At 64.7% G+C, this 19,010-nt stretch carries 18 protein-coding genes; 7 read left to right on the forward strand and 11 right to left on the reverse strand.

Going from position 1 to position 19,010, the window contains the following annotated elements; genetic code table 11:
- Positions 1-116: 116 nt before the first annotated feature.
- The 5 genes from Q358_RS0108600 (at position 117) to Q358_RS0108620 (ending at position 4,276) form a co-directional block, all read left to right on the forward strand.
- On the forward strand, positions 117-887 hold the full coding sequence (locus Q358_RS0108600; RefSeq protein ID WP_027961676.1) for an ABC transporter ATP-binding protein: 771 nt from the start codon (positions 117-119) through the stop codon (positions 885-887).
- 22 nt (positions 888-909) lie between these two features.
- Positions 910-1,614 carry an ABC transporter permease gene (locus tag Q358_RS0108605; RefSeq protein WP_027961677.1) on the forward strand — a complete coding sequence of 235 codons (705 nt, stop codon included), beginning with the start codon at positions 910-912 and terminating at the stop codon, positions 1,612-1,614.
- Positions 1,614-2,345: an ABC transporter permease gene (locus Q358_RS0108610; protein WP_027961678.1), complete on the forward strand. Its 732-nt coding sequence runs from the start codon at positions 1,614-1,616 to the stop codon at positions 2,343-2,345. The genes Q358_RS0108605 and Q358_RS0108610 overlap by 1 nt, the downstream gene beginning before the upstream one ends.
- Before the next feature lie 134 nt (positions 2,346-2,479).
- Positions 2,480-3,247, forward strand: a complete 768-nt coding sequence (locus Q358_RS0108615; RefSeq protein WP_425402545.1) for a transporter substrate-binding domain-containing protein — start codon at positions 2,480-2,482, stop codon at positions 3,245-3,247.
- A gap of 246 nt (positions 3,248-3,493) precedes the next feature.
- Entirely contained in the window at positions 3,494-4,276 is a 783-nt protein-coding gene (locus tag Q358_RS0108620) for a transporter substrate-binding domain-containing protein (RefSeq protein ID WP_027961680.1), read from the forward strand.
- A 33-nt stretch (positions 4,277-4,309) separates the two neighbouring features.
- Here Q358_RS0108620 and Q358_RS0108625 read toward each other — a convergent pair whose 3' ends face one another.
- Positions 4,310-5,209: a LysR substrate-binding domain-containing protein gene (locus tag Q358_RS0108625; RefSeq protein ID WP_027961681.1), complete on the reverse strand. Its 900-nt coding sequence runs from the start codon at positions 5,207-5,209 to the stop codon at positions 4,310-4,312.
- Positions 5,210-5,309: 100 nt separating this feature from the next.
- Between Q358_RS0108625 and Q358_RS0108630 the strand changes: the two genes are divergently transcribed.
- Entirely contained in the window at positions 5,310-6,305 is a 996-nt protein-coding gene (locus Q358_RS0108630; RefSeq protein WP_027961682.1) for a YeiH family protein, read from the forward strand.
- A gap of 4 nt (positions 6,306-6,309) precedes the next feature.
- Here Q358_RS0108630 and Q358_RS0108635 read toward each other — a convergent pair whose 3' ends face one another.
- From Q358_RS0108635 to purE, 3 genes are all read right to left on the reverse strand, one after another.
- Positions 6,310-7,212 carry a prenyltransferase gene (locus Q358_RS0108635; RefSeq protein WP_245598296.1) on the reverse strand — a complete coding sequence of 301 codons (903 nt, stop codon included), beginning with the start codon at positions 7,210-7,212 and terminating at the stop codon, positions 6,310-6,312.
- A gap of 6 nt (positions 7,213-7,218) precedes the next feature.
- Positions 7,219-8,331, reverse strand: a complete 1,113-nt coding sequence (locus Q358_RS0108640) for a 5-(carboxyamino)imidazole ribonucleotide synthase (RefSeq protein WP_027961684.1) — start codon at positions 8,329-8,331, stop codon at positions 7,219-7,221.
- Positions 8,332-8,399: 68 nt separating this feature from the next.
- Positions 8,400-8,942, reverse strand: a complete 543-nt coding sequence (purE, locus tag Q358_RS0108645; protein WP_245598297.1) for a 5-(carboxyamino)imidazole ribonucleotide mutase — start codon at positions 8,940-8,942, stop codon at positions 8,400-8,402.
- 202 nt (positions 8,943-9,144) lie between these two features.
- Here purE and Q358_RS17945 point away from each other — a divergent pair, with 202 nt between their 5' ends.
- Positions 9,145-9,909 carry a hypothetical protein gene (locus tag Q358_RS17945; RefSeq protein WP_051530265.1) on the forward strand — a complete coding sequence of 255 codons (765 nt, stop codon included), beginning with the start codon at positions 9,145-9,147 and terminating at the stop codon, positions 9,907-9,909.
- A 96-nt stretch (positions 9,910-10,005) separates the two neighbouring features.
- On the opposite strand, the gene Q358_RS0108655 is transcribed toward Q358_RS17945, so the two are convergent.
- The 7 genes from Q358_RS0108655 to Q358_RS0108685 form a co-directional block, all read right to left on the reverse strand.
- The gene (locus Q358_RS0108655; RefSeq protein WP_027961686.1) at positions 10,006-11,997 is read right to left on the reverse strand and encodes a TRAP transporter permease; all 1,992 of its coding nucleotides are present in this window, start codon (positions 11,995-11,997) and stop codon (positions 10,006-10,008) included.
- Between the two features lie 41 nt (positions 11,998-12,038).
- On the reverse strand, positions 12,039-12,533 hold the full coding sequence (locus Q358_RS16935; RefSeq protein WP_051530266.1) for a DUF1850 domain-containing protein: 495 nt from the start codon (positions 12,531-12,533) through the stop codon (positions 12,039-12,041).
- A 4-nt stretch (positions 12,534-12,537) separates the two neighbouring features.
- On the reverse strand, positions 12,538-13,509 hold the full coding sequence (locus Q358_RS0108665) for a TAXI family TRAP transporter solute-binding subunit (protein WP_051530267.1): 972 nt from the start codon (positions 13,507-13,509) through the stop codon (positions 12,538-12,540).
- Between the two features lie 154 nt (positions 13,510-13,663).
- Positions 13,664-14,860, reverse strand: coding sequence for an L-2-hydroxyglutarate oxidase (gene lhgO / locus Q358_RS0108670; protein ID WP_027961688.1), 1,197 nt, complete (start codon positions 14,858-14,860; stop codon positions 13,664-13,666).
- Positions 14,861-14,944: 84 nt separating this feature from the next.
- On the reverse strand, positions 14,945-15,925 hold the full coding sequence (gene glaH, locus Q358_RS0108675) for a glutarate dioxygenase GlaH (protein WP_027961689.1): 981 nt from the start codon (positions 15,923-15,925) through the stop codon (positions 14,945-14,947).
- 210 nt (positions 15,926-16,135) lie between these two features.
- On the reverse strand, positions 16,136-17,422 hold the full coding sequence (gabT, locus tag Q358_RS0108680; RefSeq protein ID WP_043487939.1) for a 4-aminobutyrate--2-oxoglutarate transaminase: 1,287 nt from the start codon (positions 17,420-17,422) through the stop codon (positions 16,136-16,138).
- Between the two features lie 56 nt (positions 17,423-17,478).
- Positions 17,479-18,933: an NAD-dependent succinate-semialdehyde dehydrogenase gene (locus tag Q358_RS0108685; protein ID WP_027961691.1), complete on the reverse strand. Its 1,455-nt coding sequence runs from the start codon at positions 18,931-18,933 to the stop codon at positions 17,479-17,481.
- Positions 18,934-19,010: the final 77 nt, after the last annotated feature.

Below are 19,010 nucleotides of genomic sequence, written 5' to 3' on the forward strand. Positions count from 1 at the left end.
GACAAACTGGAGGTAGAATCTTGCCCCTTTGCCAACACACCACCGCCCCGTGCCAAGGTCGGCAGAGTATGTCCTGCCGATACACCGTGCGACACGCCTGACCCGGAGCCCGACCCATGGCCGAAACCCCGATTCCACTGGAAGTGCGCGACATCACCAAGCGCTTCGGCGATACCGACGTCCTCAAGGGGCTGTCGCTCGAGGCCCGCAAGGGCGACGTCATCACCCTGATAGGGGCCTCCGGCTCCGGCAAGAGCACCTTCCTGCGCTGCATGAACCTGCTCGAGCAGCCCGACGCGGGCGAACTGTTCGTCCACGGCGAGGCGATTCGCTTCAAGGAGACCAAGCACGGCCGTGAGCCGGCCGACTGGCAGCAGGTCGTGCGCATGCGCGCTCGCCTTTCCATGGTCTTCCAGAACTTCAATCTCTGGGCCCACATGACCCTGCTGGAGAACATCATCGAGGCACCGGTGCACGTACTCGGCAAGCCCAGAAAAGAGGCCATCGAGCATGCCCACTCGCTGCTCGAGCGAGTCGGCCTGACCGAGCGCGCCAACGCCTACCCGGCCCAGATGTCCGGCGGCCAGCAGCAGCGCGGTGCCATCGCCCGGGCGCTGGCCATGGACCCCGACGTCATGCTGTTCGACGAGCCCACCTCGGCCCTGGACCCCGAACTGGTGGGGGATGTGCTCAGGGTCATGCGCGGCCTCGCCGATGAGGGCCGCACCATGATCCTGGTGACCCACGAAATGGCCTTCGCCCGGGACGTTTCCAGCGAAGTGATCTATCTGCATCAGGGAGTGATCGAGGAATCCGGCCCACCCAAGGCCGTGTTCGACAATCCGCGCTCGGAGCGCCTGAAGCAGTTCCTGACTCCCAAGCACTGAGCCGGCCCACGAGGTAAGCCCCATGATCAACCTTCACGGCTATGGCCCCCGACTGCTTGAGGGTGCGCTGATCACCGTCGAACTGGCGGTGTTGTCGCTGGCCCTGGCCATCGTTCTGGGCCTGATTACCGCCAGCGCCAAGATGTCGCGCAGTCGTACCGCCCATGCCATCGGTACCCTCTACACCACCATCATCCGCGGCGTGCCCGACCTGGTGCTGATGATGCTGCTGTTCTTCGGCGGCCAGATCGGCATCAACGCCATCACCGATCAGTTCTATGCGCATTTCGGCTGGGACATCTTCATCAACGTCAACGAGTTTGTGGCGGGAGTGGCCACCATCGGCCTGATCTTCGGCGCCTACATGGGCGAGACCTTCCGTGGCGCCTTCCTGGCGGTGGAAAACGGACAGATCGAGGCCGGCCGCGCCTACGGCATGGGCCCCTGGCTGGTGTTCCGGCGCATCCGCTTTCCGCAGATGATGCGCCACGCCATTCCCGGGCTCTCCAACAACTGGATGGTCCTGCTCAAGACCACCGCCCTGGTCTCGGTGATCGGGCTCTCCGACATGGTGCGCGTCGCCGCCGAGGCCTCCAAGGCGACCCGCGAGCCCTTCACCTTCATGCTTATCGTCGCGGCGGTCTACCTGCTGATCGCCAGCGTCTCCGAGTGGGCCTTCGCCCGCCTGCAGAAGCGCTATGACGTCGGCTTCGAGGAGGTCAAGTGATGGAAGCACTGACAAGTCAGCTCGAGGCCCTGCTGGCCGACAACAGCATCTTCACCCTGCAGACCCTCGGCTACTACGGCGAGGGCCTGGTCACCACCGTACAGCTGGTGTTCCTGTCGCTGGTCATCGGTCTGGTAATGGCCATTCCACTGGCCATCGGCCGGGGCTCACGGCATCGCTGGATCAACCTGCCGATCTTTCTCTACTGCTATGTCTTTCGCGGCACGCCGCTGCTGGTGCAGCTCTACCTGATCTACTACGGAGTCGTGTTCATCGAGGGCATCCAGGATACCTGGCTATGGGCCATCCTCGAGAAGCCCTTCGTGCCGGCACTGATCGCCTTCACCCTCAATACCGCGGCCTACACCACCGAAATCTTCCGCGGCGCCATCAAGGCCACGCCCCGGGGGGAAATCGAGGCGGCGCGTGCCTACGGCATGTCCCATCGCCTCATGCTGCGCCGGATCGTGCTCCCCAGCGCCTTTCGCCGCGCCCTGCCCGCCTACGGCAACGAGGTAATCTTCATGCTCCATGCCAGTGCCATCGCCAGCGTGGTCACCATCATGGATCTCACCGGGGCGGCGCGCTTCGTCTACGCACGCTTCTACGCCCCCTTCGACGCCTTCCTGTTCGTGGCGGCCATCTATCTCTGCCTGACCTTCACCGTCCTGTTTCTTTTCCGCTACCTGGAGCGTCGGCTGCTGGCCCACCTCAAGCCGGCGGGAGGCTGAAGCAGCGTCAAACAACCGTTGGGAACCCGCGTTTAACGGCGCGCCGGTTCCCCCTTCCGACCCACCCGGTGATCCGTTATGGTTGGTCTGTCATCACCCACAAGGTGACTCTACCAACAACACGGGGAAGACCCATGAAGCTGCACAAGATCCTGAGCCTCGGCGCCATCGGTGCCACCCTGGTGGCCGGCACCGCCAGCGCCGAAGTCGACGATATCCGCATCGGCGTCGATGTGCCCTACGAGCCCATGGAGTACCGCACGCCGGCCGGTGAGCTCACCGGCTTCGACATCGATCTGGGCAACGCCCTGTGTGCCGAGATCGGCATCGACTGCGAGTGGGTCGTCCAGGGCTGGGATGGGATCATCCCGGGCCTGATGGCGCGCAAGTACGACGCCATCATGTCCTCGATGACCATCAACGAGCAGCGTCGCGAGCAGGTCCTGTTCTCCGAGCCCTATATCACGCCGCCGTCGGCCTGGTTCGCCCCCGCCGACGTCGAGCTCGGCACGCTCTCGGAGGAGACGCTCGAGGGCATGACCATCGGCGTGCAGCGCGGGACCCTGCAGGACAACTACGCGACCGACATGTATGGCGACGTGGCCGACGTGAATCGCTACGCGACCGCCGACGACATGGTGCTGGACATGGATTCCGGCCGCCTGGATGCGGTATTCCTCGACTTCCCGATCGGCAAGTCCACCCTGCTCGACAGCGACGCGGGAGACTACAAGGTGGTCGGCGAGATGATCACCGAGCCCAAGGAATACTTCGGCGAAGGCTTCGGCATGGCCTTCCGTCAGCGTGACCAGGAGCTCGCCGAGGCCTTCAACGAGGCGCTGGCCGAGCTGAAGGAGAACGGTACCTACGACGAGATCCACGCCGAGTACTTCGGTAACTGATCGTCGGCCGCCCCGGGGTCACTCGGGGCGGTCTTCCTGCCTATCGAGCATCGGCCGACGGCCGGTCTTCTGTTACCCCCGGCCATCGGACAACCTCCGGTCGCCACTCGCCATGACCCGCTTCGACAGCCTGTCTCGTTCTGGCGGTTTCCACTGAAAATATCGCGGCATCTCGATATAATAAAGGCATCAAACCTCTGCTCCTGGAGGTTGTTTCTGATTCCTTATTCTCCTGCGAGACTTTTCATGCATCGATCGAAGCTCCTGCTGGCCGCTGCCCTGTGTGCCGGCCTTGCCACCTCATCCGCCCAGGCGGAAAGCGACGCCCCACTTCGCCTGGCCACCGACGTGCCCTACCAGCCCTTCGAATACGCCCTGCCCGACGGCACCCTGGCCGGCTTCGACATCGAGCTGGGCAATGCGGTCTGCGCCTATCTGGAGCGGGAATGCGAATGGGTCGTGCAAGGCTGGGACGGCTTGATTCCGGGGCTCCAGGCGCGCAAGTACGACGCCATCATGTCCGCCATGACCATCTCCGAGGTGCGTCGTCGTCAGGTCCTGTTCTCCGACACCTACTTCCAGATGCCCAGCGTCTGGGTCGCCCATCAGGGTAGCGACATCGATATCACCGACCCCGAAAGCCTCGAGGGCAAGGTGGTTGGGGTGCAAACCGCCACCCTCCAGGACAACTACGTCACCGACCTGCATGGCGACACCGTCGAGGTACGCCGCTACGCCAGCTGGGCCGATGTGGTGACCGACATGCGCACCCAGCGCCTGGACCTGGCCTTCATGGAATATCCCACCGCGCAGTCCTTCGTGAACATCGACGAAGCGTCCAGCGACTTCCAGCGCCTCGGCGACCTGGTTCGCGAACCGGCCCGCTACTTCAGCCAGGGCGTGGGCGTCGCCTTTCGCAAGCGCGACCGTGAACTGGCCGAGGACTTTAACGAGGCCTTCACGGCCCTGAAGGAAGATGGCACCTACGCTGCCATCGCCGATAAATACTTCGATTCGCCCGCACCGTAAGGCGCCCGGGCCAGCCGGCCGACGCCCCGCGGGTCAGTCGGCCGGCGTGGATTCCCGGAGAAACACCTTGAAGGCCTGCCACAGCGGGCTGCGGTAGCGCTCGGGGTGCCATACCAGCGAGAAGGTGCGGCGCAGGCTCAGTGCACTGTCCAGGGCGATGAGCTCACCCCGGGCGAGCTCGTCGGCCACGCTGAGTCGCGACAGGCATCCCAGCCCCAGGCCGGCGCGAACCGCCTGCTTGATAGCCTCGTGTTGCCCGAGTTCCATGCGAACCCTGGGCAACATGTCGCGATCGAGCATCGCCTGCTCGAAGACGGCCCGGGTCCCGGAGCCCGGCTCGCGCAGGATCCATGCCGCCTCGCCGAGCCCGGCGTCATCCAGCCGCCCACACCGTGACAGCGGGTGAGAGGGCGAGCAGACGACGACCAGCCGATCCTCTCGCCAGGGTTCACTCGCCAGCCGTGGCTCCCGGCACTCTCCTTCGATCAACCCCAGATCCGCCTCCAGGCGCAGCACGTCGGTCATCACCTCCAGGGTATTGCGCAGCCGCAGGCGCAGATCCGCTCGCGGGTGGGCCTCGCTGAAGCCCCCCACCAGCCCGGGCAGCAGATAGGTGCCTACCGTGGCGCTGGCCGCCACATCAAGCGCCCCATGCAGCTCGCCCTCGGGCTCGGTGGCCGCCGCCACGAAGGCCTCGACGCCGTCGAGCAGCTGTTCGGCACGCGGCATCAGGTGGCGCCCCAGGCCATTGAGATAGAGGCGTCGGCCGTGTCGTTCGAACAGCACCACCCCCAGGTGGCGCTCCAGCTCCGAGAGGGCCTGGCTGGTCGCCGACTGCGACAGGCTCAGCTCGAGGGCGGCGGCGCTGACCGTGCCGAGACGGGCCACCGTGGCGAATACCTGCAGCTGGCGGAAGCTTACCGTGGGCGTCATATCGGTTTTTCCGAAAAGGCAGTTCGTTATTACCTGATAACCTGAAGCGTTATTAGGGCATAACATATGCCGTGTGAACAGTTCCCGGGAGAATAACGATATGTGGCAAGGCTTGCTGGTCTGCTTCATTCTGACTGTAGTCGGCTTCGGCCTGGCGCGGCTTCCCCTGCTGGCCGACGCCGGCATCAGCCCGCTGGTGGTGGCACTGCTGCTGGGCATCGTCGCCGGCAACCTGCCCCTGGCCCGGCGCCTCACCGCCACCGCCCCGGGGTTGAAGTTCGCCACCCGCTGGCTGCTGCGCGGCGGCATCGTGCTGTTCGGGCTGTCGTTGACCCTGCAGCAGATCCTGGCGCTTGGCCCCCGGGTGCTGCTCCTCGACGTGCTGGTGATCGTCTGTGTACTCACCGCGGGCTATGTGATCGGCACCCGGGTGCTGGGCATGGATCGTGAGACCACCCTGCTGACCAGCGCCGGCAGCGCCATCTGCGGCGCCGCGGCCGTGCTGGCCACCGAGTCCACCATCCGCTCACGCCCCGCCGCCACCTCCATGGCCGTGGCCACGGTGGTACTGTTCGGCTCCCTGGCCATGCTGATCTATCCGCTGATCTACCCGTTGCTGGGCCTGGACGAGGGGCTGTTCGGCGTCTATATCGGCGCCACCGTGCACGAAGTCGCCCAGGTGGTGGCCGCCGGCGAAGCGGTGGGACCCGACGCCCTGGCCAATGCGGTGATCGTCAAGCTGGTGCGGGTGATGCTGCTGGTGCCCTTCCTGCTGATCGTCGGCCAGTGGTGGCTGCGCCGCCAGCCGGATGCCGCCGTGGGCGCGGACAGGGCCAAGCTGGTGATTCCGTGGTTCGCCTTCGGCTTTCTGGCCATGGTGGGATTCAACAGCGTCGTCGCCCTGCCCGCCGTGCTGCACGACGGGCTGGTCCTGGCCGGTCAGCTGGCACTGACCATGGCCATGGCGGCACTGGGCTACGAGACACAGATGGAGAAGCTCAAGGCGCTGGGCATCAAGCCCTTCATCCTGGCCCTGATGCTCTTCATGCTGCTGATCGGCGGCGGCCTGCTGGCCAGCACCCTGTTGATGGGCTGAGCCTTCAGCCCAGCCAGAGCCCCGCTGCCAGTAGCGCCAGGCTGGACAGCAGGACGACGACGTTGACCCCCATCACGCCAAGCAGCGCCTGATGCTCTTCCAGGGCGCCCGGGAGCTTCCAGGCCACCCAGAGAGCCGCGGGCAACGGTAACCAGGCAAGCCAGACCGACGCCGGCAAGAGCCCGCCGAGCTGGCCCAGTGCGATGAGCATGTAGGCACCCAGCAGCAACGCTATTACCAGCCAGGATACACGCCTCAGGCCAAGTACTATGGGCAGGTGACGACGCCCATTGCGACGATCGGCCTCGAGATCGGGAAATTGATTCAGCAGCAGCAGTTCGCTGACCAACAGCAGCGAGGCCGTCGCAACCACCAGGGCGGCGGCATCGACTCGCCCTCCCAGGGCCACCAGGGTACCCAGCACCATCACCGGTCCGAACCCCAACCCGGGCGCCAGCAGACAGTACCATGGCCGGCGCGTAATCCAGCGGGTATAGGCCACTACCAGGTACACGCCCAGCAAGCCGACTACCAGCATCGGCCAACCCCGCAGCCACAGAAAGTAGCCGCCGATTGCCACTACGCCGGCCAGCGACAGAATGCCTGATACCAGCACGGCTGGCGCGGCATCGGGTGACTCGGGTAGAGCCCCGCTCCCCCCGGAAAAGGGGGTACGGCGGGTTAGATGATCGAGCCCCGAGCAGAAGTCATCGTGCTCGTTGAAAAGATTGACCGCCGCATGTGCCAGCACTCCACCCGCCAGAGCCAGTGCTATCTCGAGCCTATCCAGCTCGATCATCTGACGAGCCGCCAGCAACACGCCCAACAGCACACTCAATGGTGCCAGCACCAGGAAGCTGGGACGCGTTGCCCGGAGCACGGCACCTATCGACAAACGTCGCTGCACCACGGCCTACTCGAAGCTGAAGCGCGGCTCGGGCGCCTCGGGCAACACTGCCGCACAGGCACGCACTCTCTTCAGCAACGCCTCGTGGTTCGGCGCCAGCAGGTTGACATGGGCCAGCTTGCGGCCGGCCCGCTCGCTCTTGTCATAGCGATGCAGGTGAGCATCCTCCAGCGCCAGGATGGCGGACGGGTCGCCTTCAAGGCCGATCACGTTGATCATGCAGGTCGGCATGCGCGCGGCGGTATCGCCCAGCGGCAGCCCTTGAATGGCACGCAGGTGGTTCTCGAACTGACTGGTCACCGCCCCGTCGATCGACCAGTGGCCGGAATTGTGAACCCGGGGGGCCATCTCGTTGGCCAGCAGGCTGCCATCGGTGCACTGGAACAGCTCCAGGGTCAGTACGCCCACGTAATCGAGCTCGTCGAGCAGTGCCCGGATATAGCCGTCGGCGGTCTGTTGCACGCTGTCGGCCAGGTCCGGCACGGGGGCGATGGAGTAGCGCAGGATGCCATCCACGTGCTGGTTCTCGGCCATGGGATAGAAGACCACCTCGCCATCGCGGCCACGCACGGCGATGATCGACACTTCCCGCACGAAGTCGACGAAGGCCTCGACGATCAGCCGCGGATGCCCGATGGCACGCCACGCCTCCGCCGCCTCGGACGGGTCGCGCAGCACGGCCTGCCCCTTGCCGTCATAGCCCTCGGTGACCGACTTGGCCACCACCGGCGTCCCCAGTTCGCGAGCCGCCGCCTCGAGCTCCTCGGCGCTTTCCACCAGGCGGTAGGCCGGGGTGGGGATATTCAGGCGGTCGAACAGCGCCTTCTCCTCGGCACGGTTCTGGCAGACGCGAATCGCCTCGCTGGAGGGATAGACCGGCTTCACCTCCTCGATCGCCTGGACCAGCGACACCGGCAGGTGCTCGAACTCGTAGGTGACCAGGTCCACCTTCTCCAGGAAGTCATCGAGATGCCGGCGATCGGTATCCACCATGACATCGCCGATACCGGCACTCGGGTGCCCGGTGGTATCGAGGAAGGTAAAGCGATTGGCCAGGGGGTAGCCGGCCAGGGCCAGCATGCGGCCGAGCTGGCCGGCACCCAGGACACCGATATTCATGATTGTCTCCTCACTCGTCTCTTTATCAGGCTGAGGCCATCAGGGCTGAGGCTATCAGGGCTGGAGCTTCAGGACTGGGGCCGGGGGTCGGGATTGTCGAGCACCGTCCGGGTCTGCTCGGCGCGAAACGCCTCCACGGCGACACGCACCCCGTCATCCTGCAGGCCGACGATCTGTGCCGCCATCAGGCCCGCATTGGTGGCTCCTGCCTTGCCGATGGCCAGCGTCCCCACGGCGATGCCGCCGGGCATCTGGACGATGGAGAGCAGTGAGTCCAGCCCCTTGAGCGCCTTGGACTCCACCGGTACACCCAGCACGGGGAGCGCGGTCTGAGAGGCGACCATGCCCGGCAGGTGGGCGGCACCGCCGGCGCCGGCGATAATCACCGACAGGCCCCGCTCGGCCGCGCCCTTGGCGTAGTCGAACAACAGGTCAGGGGTGCGATGAGCGGAGACTACCCGGGTCTCGCAGGGGACCCCCAGCCTTTCCAGCATCACCACGGCATGTTCCATCACCGGCCAGTCGGACTTCGACCCCATGATCACGCCGACCTTCGGCGCCTGTGTATCGGACTGCATGGCCTGCTCCTCGATGACTATCTCGGTACGCATGAAGAGTGCGTGAAGGAAAACCGGGTATTCTATCGGCGCAGGCCCGCAGCGTCACCTTGACCGGTCGGACAGCCATGCCCCACGCTACCTTGTCGCCTGCAGGCGACAACGATTGCATGCTAGATGCGTCTTTGCCTGCTAAGGTCGTGTGGAGATGGGCAGCAAGGACAAGCCCATCTGGAAACCAACAAGGAGACCGACCATGAAGCGTTCCCTGATTTTCACCGCGGCTCTCGCCGGCTCGCTGCTACTCGTCGGCTGTGACTCCGACGACGACCCGTCCACGCAACATGAAGAGGCCGCCGAGCAGGAGGCGCAACAGGCGGCCGAATCGGCCGAGCAGACCGTCGAGGAATCGGCCGATGCCACCGCAGAGGCGGCAGAGGCCACGGAAGCCGAACTCGAGGAGGCCGCCGACGGGGCCGGTGAGGCCATGGACGAAGCCGCCGCCGAGACCGAACAGGCCCTGGACGAGGCCGCCGCCGAGACCGAGCAGGCCGTCGAGGAAGCGGGTGAAAACCTGGAGGCGGCAGGCGACGAAGCCGCCCAGCAAGCCGATGAGGCCGCCGACGCCGCCGAGGCCACAGGCGAAGAAGCCGCCGCCGAGACCGAGCAGGCCGTCGAGGAAGCGGGTGAAAACCTGGACGCGGCAGGTGACGAGGCCGCCCAGCAAGCCGACGAGGCCGCCGACGCCGCCGAGGCCGCAGGCGAGGAAGCCGCCGACGAGACAGGCAACGCCCTGGATAACGCGCGTGATGCCACCGCCGATGCCGTCGACTCCGCCCGCGAGGCCACCGCCGACGCCGTCGATGCGGCCCGCGAGAAGACCGGTGAGCTGGTGGAAGGCGCCAAGGAAATGGCCCTCGGCGCCTCGGAAGAGACAGCCGAGACCACCAAGGAAGCCGCAAACGCCACGGCCGATGCCGCTGCAGAGGCCGAAACCGAAGCCGAAGCAGCCGCTCAGTAACGGCGACTCGGCAACGGCCATACGGCAGGATCGGAGCCCCGCCCGGAAATACCGGGCGGGGCTCCGTCATTCCATGGCCCCGGTGCTAGCCGGCCGTCAGGTACGCCGGCTGACCCGCCAGTTGCCGACGATCACGGCCAGCATGGTCGCGGCACCGGCGGCTTCCACCATCAGGCTCGGATAGAACACCGCCACGATGGCAGGCAGCAGCAATGCTCGCAGGGGCCAGCCGATACGGGTAAACAGATATCCCTCCAGCGCCGCGGCGAAGGCCGCCAGGGCCAGCAGGCCCGTTACCGCGGTCCATATCAGCAGCGGCCAGGGGCCCCCCATGATGATCTCGGGGTTATAGACCATGAACAGCGGAATCAGGTAGAGCCCCTTGGCGAACTTCCAGGCCTGAAAGCCCGTTTCCATGGGTTTGGCCCCGGCGATGGCCGCGCCGGCGAAGCCGGCCAGCGCGATGGGCGGGGTGACGTTGGAATCCTGGGAGTACCAGAACACCACCAGGTGGGCGATCAGCAGCGGCACGCCAAATTCCGCGGTCAGCGCCGGCCCCACCAGCACGATCAGCACGATATAGCTGGCCGTGACCGGCAGACCCATGCCCAGCACCAGGCTGGCCAGCAACACCATGACCAGCGCCAACAGCAGGTTGCCCCCCGAGAAGGCCAGCATCATGGAGGAGAACTTCAGCCCGAGGCCGGTCAAGCCCACCACCCCGACGATGACACCGGCCACCGCACAGGCCATGGAGACAGCCACGGCATTGCGCGCGCCCAGCTCGAGTCCCTCCACCAGTTTCATCATGGCATTGCGAGTGGCGATGGCCAGCCGCTCGCCGGTCACCGGCTGACCCTGCCGGGGCGCCACGAAGAGCATCCACACCAGAAAACGCATCACCGCCACGGCGAGCATGGTGAGGATGGCGAAATAGCCTACCCGCATCGGCGACATGTTCATCACCAGCAGCCATACCAGTACCGCCAGTGGCAGCAGGAAGTGCCAGCCCTGCCCCATCACATCGCGCATCTGGGGCAATTCATCCTTTGTCATTCCCTGCATGCCCTGCTTGAGCGCGATGATGTGCACGAAGAGATAGACGGTGCCGAAATACATGACCGCCGGCAGGATGCTGACCTTGACCACCTCCAGATAGGGCATCCTCGTGTACTCGGCGATCAAGAAGGCGCCGGCCCCCATCAGCGGCGGCATGATCTGTCCACCGGTAGAGGCCGCCGCCTCGATGCCTCCCGCCTGGTGAGGCCTGTATCCCAGGCGTTTCATCAGCGGAATGGTGAAGGCGCCGGTGGTCACCACGTTGGCGATGGCGCTACCGGAAATGGACCCCATGCCGGCGGAGGCGATCACCGCCGCCTTGGCCGGTCCGCCGCGCTGGCGACCGGTGGCGGCATAGGCCAGGTCGATGAAGAACTTGCCGGCGCCGGTGATCTCGAGGAAGGCGCCGAACAGCACGAAGATGAAGATGTAGGTGGCCGCCACCCCCATGGGCAGGCCGAAGATCCCCTCCTGCCCCAGGTAGAGCTGGCCCACCAGGCGGTCCAGGCTGTAGCCACGATGCTCGAGAATGCCGGGCAGCCACTCCCCCAGCCAGGGAAGGTCACCCCGGGGGCCGGCGAAGGCATACAGCAAGGCGATCACGCCGATCACCGTCATGCCCAGGCCTACCGCGCGGCGCGCCGCCTCCAGTACCGTCACGGTGGCGATACAACCGACCACGATATCGGTCTGGCTCCAGAATCCCGCCCGATTGATGATCTCGTCGAGATAGACCACCAGATAGCCTCCGGTGACCAGGGCCCCGGCGAAGAAGGTGGCATCGAGCAGCCAGCCGACGAGGCCACGTGGTCGCCGAGGACCGAATACCGGGAACATCAGAAAGGCCAGCATCATGATCAGCATCAGGTGGATACTGCGCTGATAGAAGAGCCCCAGCGGCTGGATACCGGCGGAGTAGAGCTGAAACAGCGACAGTCCTACCGCCACCAGGGTGATCAGCCATAGCACCGGCCGCGCGTGATGCGCCTGGCTACCGGGGACGATGGGGGAATTGCCTGATTCGCTCATGTCGGTCTCCTGGGGGTCGTGGTTGGCGGGGCCAGGGGCATTCAGGGCGCATCGAGGCGCACGGTAACGGGCCGGTGGGCGGCCAGGCGACTCAAGCTGATGCGTTTCTCGTCGACCACCAGACGATGGTCCACGGCGAGGCTGCCTACCCGGAGGCGATAGGCATTGCCCGGCACCGGCTCGTCGAGATCCTCGATCCAGTAGCCGCCCTCGCCGTCCGAGACCTGACGGCCACGGCCGGGAACATGATCGAGCCCGGCGGCGAAATCCGGCAGATGGCTGCGTTCGAGCAGCATGCGCCCTTCGCGATGCCGGTAGCAGTCAAGCACCGCAAACCCCTCCACCGAGTGGTTCCACTCCAGGCACCAGCCTTCTCCCTCGGGCATGGGCAACGACACCAGGATCGTTCCCTGATCATCGATAACCTCGAGGCGTGTCTCGTCCTGGCCCGCCGCCGGAAAGGCCAGGACGAGACACGCACACAGCAGCAGGGCGGGCAGCCTGGCCCGCCCTGCCAACGAGCGTGAATCACGCATCGCTTCAGGGACGCTGATGGTCGGCGATGTCGGCGCCGACTTCCTCGTAATAGCGCAGAGCGCCCGGATGGAAGGCGATCGGTGTGGAATTGACGCTGAACTCTACGGTGGTGTCGTTGGCCGCCGGATGCACCTCGATCAGCTCATCGGTCCGCTCGAAGAGCATCCTGGTGATCTGATAGGCCAGCTCTTCATCCATCTCGCTGCTCACCGCCAGCACGTTGGGGATGCCGATGGTCTGCACGCCCTCTTCCATGCCTTCATAGAGGCCGGCGCGCAGCTCGTAGGGGGCGAACACCGAGACGTTCTCGCGGGCATTGGCCACCTCCTCGTCGGAGAGGCCGACCAGGCGGATATCGCGGGTGGTGGCCAGGTTCATGATCGAACTGGTGGGCGGCCCCACGCTCCAGAAGCCGGCGGCGATATCGCCGTCACGGATGGCGTCGGCGGTCTCGTTGAAGTTGAGGCGACGCGGGTCGAAGTCATCGTAGCTGATGCCATTGGCCTCGAGCAGCGCCCTGGCGTTGAGCTCGGTGCCGCTGCCCGGCGCCCCCACCGAGATTGTCTGCCCTTCCAGGTCATCAAGACTTTCGATGCCGGAGTCGGCGAGGGTCACGAGCTGTACGGCGTTGGGATAGACCGACGCCAGCGCCCGGATGTTCTCCAGCTGACGCCCCTCGAAGTCCCCCGTGCCGCTATAGGCCTGATGGACGGTATCGGCCAGGGCCAGGGCGAGGTCAGAGTCGCCACGCCACACCAGCCCCATGTTCTCCACCGAAGCCCCGGTCACCTCGGCAACGGCATCATGGCCATCGATATGCTCGCCGATCATCTCGGCCAGGCCACCCCCCAGCGGATAATAGGTGCCGCCCGTACCGCCGGTGGCGACGGAGAGCTGCTGCTGGGCCGCCGCCAGCGGAGCCGTCGCGATCAGCGAGGCGGTGACGGCGGTCTTCATGACGTTCGTGGCTTTCATGGCATTCCTCCGGTCCTGGAACCAGGTTGTCGTGTTGTCGTTGTAGACGCCGCAACGGCGTGCCACCTCACGCTAGCATGTGCCGGGCGTGAGAGCCTATCTCCCTGTTTTCTACGTTTCCGGAAAAATTCGGCAATGCCGCCAGGACCGGGATTCAGCCATCCACCATCGTCTTCACCTGGTCGACGATATGGGCGCCGATGGGGATCGCCGAGGTGGCGGCAGGCGATGGAGCATTGCCCACATTGAGGGTGCGCCGGGTGTTCACGAACAGGAAGTCATCCACCAGCTTGCCATCCCGGGATACCGCCTGGGCACGTACTCCTGCCGGGTAGGGCTCGAGATCCTCGAGCGTCAAACCCGGACAGTACTTGCGCACCAGTTCGAGATAGCCACGCTTGTGCAGGGAGTTCTTCATCTCGGCAAGCCCCGGGCGCAGGTTCCTGCCCAGCACCCTGAGGATCCCCGGGTCGGTGAACATCTTGGCCAGATCACGGGGCGAGACATCCCGACGGCGGTAGCCCTCGCGCTTTAACGCCAGCACCGCATTGGGCCCCACCGTCACGCTGCCATCGATCATGCGCGTCAGGTGCACCCCGAGAAACGGCATGGAGGGATCGGGGATCGGATAGATCAGGTGATTGACGATGTGGTTGTGCGTCTCCGGCAGCCGATAGTACTCGCCACGGAAGGGGCAGATGGTGAAGCCCGGGTCCTGGCCCAGCATGCGCACCACCCGGTCGGCCATCAGCCCCGAACAGGTAACCAGATAACGGCCGCTGAATTCACCGGCGGCGCTGGACACCACCACCTCCCGGGCCCGCTCCTCCAGGCCGGTGACTTCGGCGTTGTAGCGGATCTCGCCGCCCATTCGCGCGAATTCGGCGGCCATGGCGCGGGTCACCTCGGCATAGTCGACGATGCCGCTGGAGGGCACGAAGATCCCGCCCAGCCCGGTGATATGGGGTTCGCGCTCGGCCAGCGCCGCGGCGGAGAGCCATTCGCGCTCCAGGCCATTGGCGGCGGTTCGCTCCCACAGCGCCTCCATGCGCTGCATCTCGAGCTCGCTGGTCGCCACCAGCACCTTGCCGCAGGTGTCGTAGGCGATGCCGTGTTCATCACAGAACGCCTGGGTGGCACGATTGCCTTCGAGGCAGAAGCGCGCCTTGAGGCTACCCGGGGTGTAATAGACCCCGGCATGAATCACCCCGCTGTTGTGACCGGTCTGATGATGTGCCGACCCCGCTTCCTTCTCGAGCAGCAGCATCCTGCTGTCGGGATAGGTCTGCTTGAGTTGCATGGCGGTGGACATGCCCAGAATGCCGCCGCCGATGATGATGAAGTCGTACATGCCGCTCTCGCTCCTGCAATGGAATAGCCACGCCGTTCCCACGGCGTGGCTTGATCAGGGTAACTCGTTGATCCTGGGCACGTCCTACACCTGACGCGGGTCGCGCAGGGTCCTGGCGTGGGTGAAGTAGCCGCGCTGGCGCATCAGCTCGCGACGCAGATCCGGATGCGACGTGAAGCGGTCGCGGCCATGCAGCCAGAAGTGGTTGTTGATCAGCAGGAAGCTGCCCACCGGATTGGGCACAGAGAGAGTGCCCGAGCTGTTCTCGAGCGACTCGGAGAGATCGGTGAGCCAGTTGCCCTCCTCGAAGTCCCTGGGCTGTACGAACTGGTCGATGTAGGACATGACCGGGCGTCCTTCGCGGTCGACATCGAACACCGGGTGAAAGATATCTCGGGCCACGTTCTTGCTGGGCGGTGCGGTCCAGCGCATGGGGCGATGCGCCAGCGGGTGCGTATAGAAGCGCTCGAGGTCTTTCCAGTCGTCCAGGTGCAGCAGCAGCGAATTGCCCCCTTCCATGTTCTGCTCGTCGATCTTCATCATCAACACGTAGTCGGTGTCCTGCTCGACGAAGGTACCGTCATTGTGCAGCTCCATCACGCGATGCGGCTGACGTAGATAACTGTCGGAGTCGTCGACGTTCTTGACCACGAAGCGTGCATAGTACTGCCCGCTCATGGCATCGAAGTTGGAGCGCCCCATCAGATGTGCCACGGCAGTGGCCAGCTTGACCATGTCGTCGGCCCGTTCGACGTCATCCAGCCCTTCCGGTACCACCTGGAAACCACCGGTGGCACGATCCACGAGCGTATTGACCAGCACCGGCTGCAGGGTGTTTCCGCACAGGTCATCGAGAATGCTGGCGACCCGGAAGCGCAGCATCGACTTGTACTCGAGCGCCTGCACCGGCCACTCGCTGACGGCCGAAAGAAAGGCCTCGACCACCTCACGGGATATCGTCAGCTGCAGCAGGCGTGGCGACTGAGAAGACGGTGTCAGGGTGAAGCCCTGAATATTGGCGGGTAGAGGCATGGCGGTTTCGGGTAGCTGGGTCAGCACGGTCATCTCAGGGGCTCCGGAGTGTCATGGATTGTCTTGTAAAAATATCTACATTTTTATATTTAGTCAATATTTTTGACCCGATGGATTGTCTTCCCGCCACTCGGCTCATCTATCTCCGGCAAAATGTAAAAACCCCCTCGCCGAGGCTTCTGTAAAGCCCCCGCGAAGGGGTCATGCTGGAACGGTCGAGTGGTTCAGGCCATGCCTACATCATCAGCCTGCCAACGCCTCCAGTGAGCGTTCGATGATGCCTAGCCCTTCTTCCAATACCTCATCGGATACGGTGATCGGCACCAGAACCCGCACGGTATTGTTGTAGAAGCCACAGGAGAGCAGGATCAAACCTTCCTCTCGGGCCTTCGCGCACAGTGCCTGCGCCTTTTCCGGATCGGGCCTACCCTCGACATCAAGCAGTTCGAAGGCGGCCATGGCACCAAGGTTGCGCCCGTGGCCGACCCCCGCAAAGCGTTCTTCCCAGGCATTGAAGCGCTTGGCCAGCAGGTCACCCATCCGGGCACTGCGCGCCAGGATATCCTCCTCCTCGATGGTATCCATCACCGCCAGAGCCGCGGCGCAGGAGAGCGGATTACCGCTGTAGGTGCCGCCCAGGGAGCCGGCCCCGGAGGAATCCATCAGCTCTGCGGTTCCCACTACCGCCGAGAGGGGCATGCCGTTGGCCAGCGACTTGGCAGTGGTCAGCATGTCGGCCTCGATGCCGGCATGCTCGAGGGCAAACATCTTGCCGGTACGCGCAAAGCCTGACTGCACCTCATCGATGATCAGCAGGATGCCGTGCCGATCGCAGAGTTCACGCAGGGCCTTGAGGTAGTCGGCCGAGGCAATATAGAAGCCGCCCTCACCCTGTACCGGCTCGATGACAATCGCGGCGACGCGGTGGGCCGGGATATCCGTCTTGAACAGCTTCTCCAGCGCCGCCAGGGCTGCCTCATCGCTGATGCCGTGCAGCGGGTTGGGATAAGGAGCGCGGTAGACATCCCCCGGCATCGGACCAAAATCATTCTTGTAGGGCAGCACCTTGCCGGTCATGGCCAGGGTCATCATGGTACGGCCGTGGAAGGCGCCGTCGAAGGTAATGACGCCGCTGCGACCGGTAGCCGCTCGTGCGATCTTGACCGCGTTTTCCAGTGCCTCGGCCCCGGTATTGACCAGCATGGCCTTGCGTTCCGGGCCTTTTACCGGTGCTATCTCGCATAACCGCTGGCAAAGCTGAACATAGGGGGCATAGGAAATGACCGCCGAACAGGTGTGCATGACGCGTTCGAGCTGCTCCTGCACCGCCTTGACGATTCGGGGGTGGCGATGCCCCAGGTTAAGCACGCCGATACCACCGGCGAAGTCGATCCAGCGACGACCGTCCTCATCCCATAGCTCGGCATTCTCGGCACGCGCCACGAACTGCTCGGTGGGAGTAGCGGCACCCTTGGCGACAAAGCGCTTCTTGAGCTCATTCAAGTCGGCATTGGTGAACGTGTTGGTCATGATGAAATCCTTGTTGATACTCGGAATGAATGATGACTCGCTGGGCGGGGACAGGGTCAGAGCCCGCCTACGCAGACGTACTTGAGCTCGGTGAACTCCTCGAGGCCGTGATGCGACCCCTCACGACCCAGGCCGGACTCCTTGACACCACCGAAGGGGGCAAGCTCGGTAGAGATCAATCCTTCGTTGACCCCGACCATGCCGTATTCCAGTCCCTCCATGACCCGCCAGATACGGCGGTAGTCACGCGTGTAGAAGTAAGCCGCCAGGCCGAAGGGGGTATCATTGGCCATGGCAATCGCCTCCCGGTCATCGTGGAAGCGGAACACCGGCGCCAGGGGACCAAAGGTTTCCTCGGTCGCGACACGCATCTCGGGCGTGACATCGGCAATCACCGTCGGCGCGTAGAAGCTGTGTCCGAGGGAGTGAGGCTGACCGCCGCACAGCAGGCGCCCTCCCCTGGCCACGGCGTCATCCACATGACGCTGCACCTTGTCGACGGCCGCCTGGTTGATCAGCGGACCGACCACGGTGTCCTGCTCCCGTCCATCCCCCACCGGCAGTGCCGCGACACGCTCCGCCAACGCCTCGACAAAGGCCTCGTAGATGCCATCCTGAACCAGAAAACGGTTGGTACAGACACAGGTCTGGCCGGCGTTTCGATACTTGGAGGCAATCGCTCCCGTCATGGCAGCATCGAGATCGGCGTCATCGAAGACGATAAAGGGCGCGTTGCCCCCCAGCTCCATGGAAGCCTTCTTGACGGTATCGGCACACTGGGCCAGCAACTTCTTGCCGACGGGCGTGGATCCGGTAAAGGAAATCTTGCGCACCCTGGGGTCGGTGGTCAGCACCTCCCCGACGGCGGCCGGCGATGCGGCGGTCACCACGTTGATCACCCCTTCGGGCATTCCCGACTGGCGGGCCAGCCTGGCGAGTGCCAGGGCCGTCAAGGGCGTCGCCTCGGCCGGCTTGATGACAACCGTGCAGCCCGCGGCAATGGCTGGTGCGCACTTGCGCGTGATCATGGCCATGGGGAAGTTCCAGGGCGTGATGGCGGCCACGACGCCTATGGGCTCGCGCAGCACCAATAGACGCTTGTCGGCGGCATGGGAAGGAAGCGTTTCCCCTGCCATCCGCTTGGCTTCTTCGGCGAAGAACTCGACAAAACTGGCGCCGTAAGTCACCTCGCCACGCGACTCGCTCAACGGCTTGCCCTGTTCCAGGGTCATCAGCTCGGCAAGCGCCTCGGCATGCTCATTAATACGCTCGAACCAGGCTCGCAGAATGGCCGAGCGCTGCTTGACGGGGGTTGCTTTCCAGCCAGCACTCGCCGCATCGGCGGCAGCCACCGCGGCACGAGTCTCCTCGGCACCCAGGTCGGCCACCCGGGCCATCGTCTCTCCTGTTGCCGGGTTGGTCACGTCAAAGTGGCTCGAGCCGGTGCACCAGCTCTCTCCGACCAGAGCGGCGGCAGTGCCGTCGGTCAGCAGCGAGTCGATCAGCGTCATGGGTATGTCCTTGTCTTCATTATCCAGGGGCAAGCTATCAGCTCTCGGTGCTGCAACCTATGGACCAATCAGCATGC

The sequence above is a fragment of the Halomonas halodenitrificans DSM 735 genome (assembly GCF_000620045.1).
GTDB classification, from domain to species: Bacteria; Pseudomonadota; Gammaproteobacteria; order Pseudomonadales; family Halomonadaceae; genus Halomonas; species Halomonas halodenitrificans.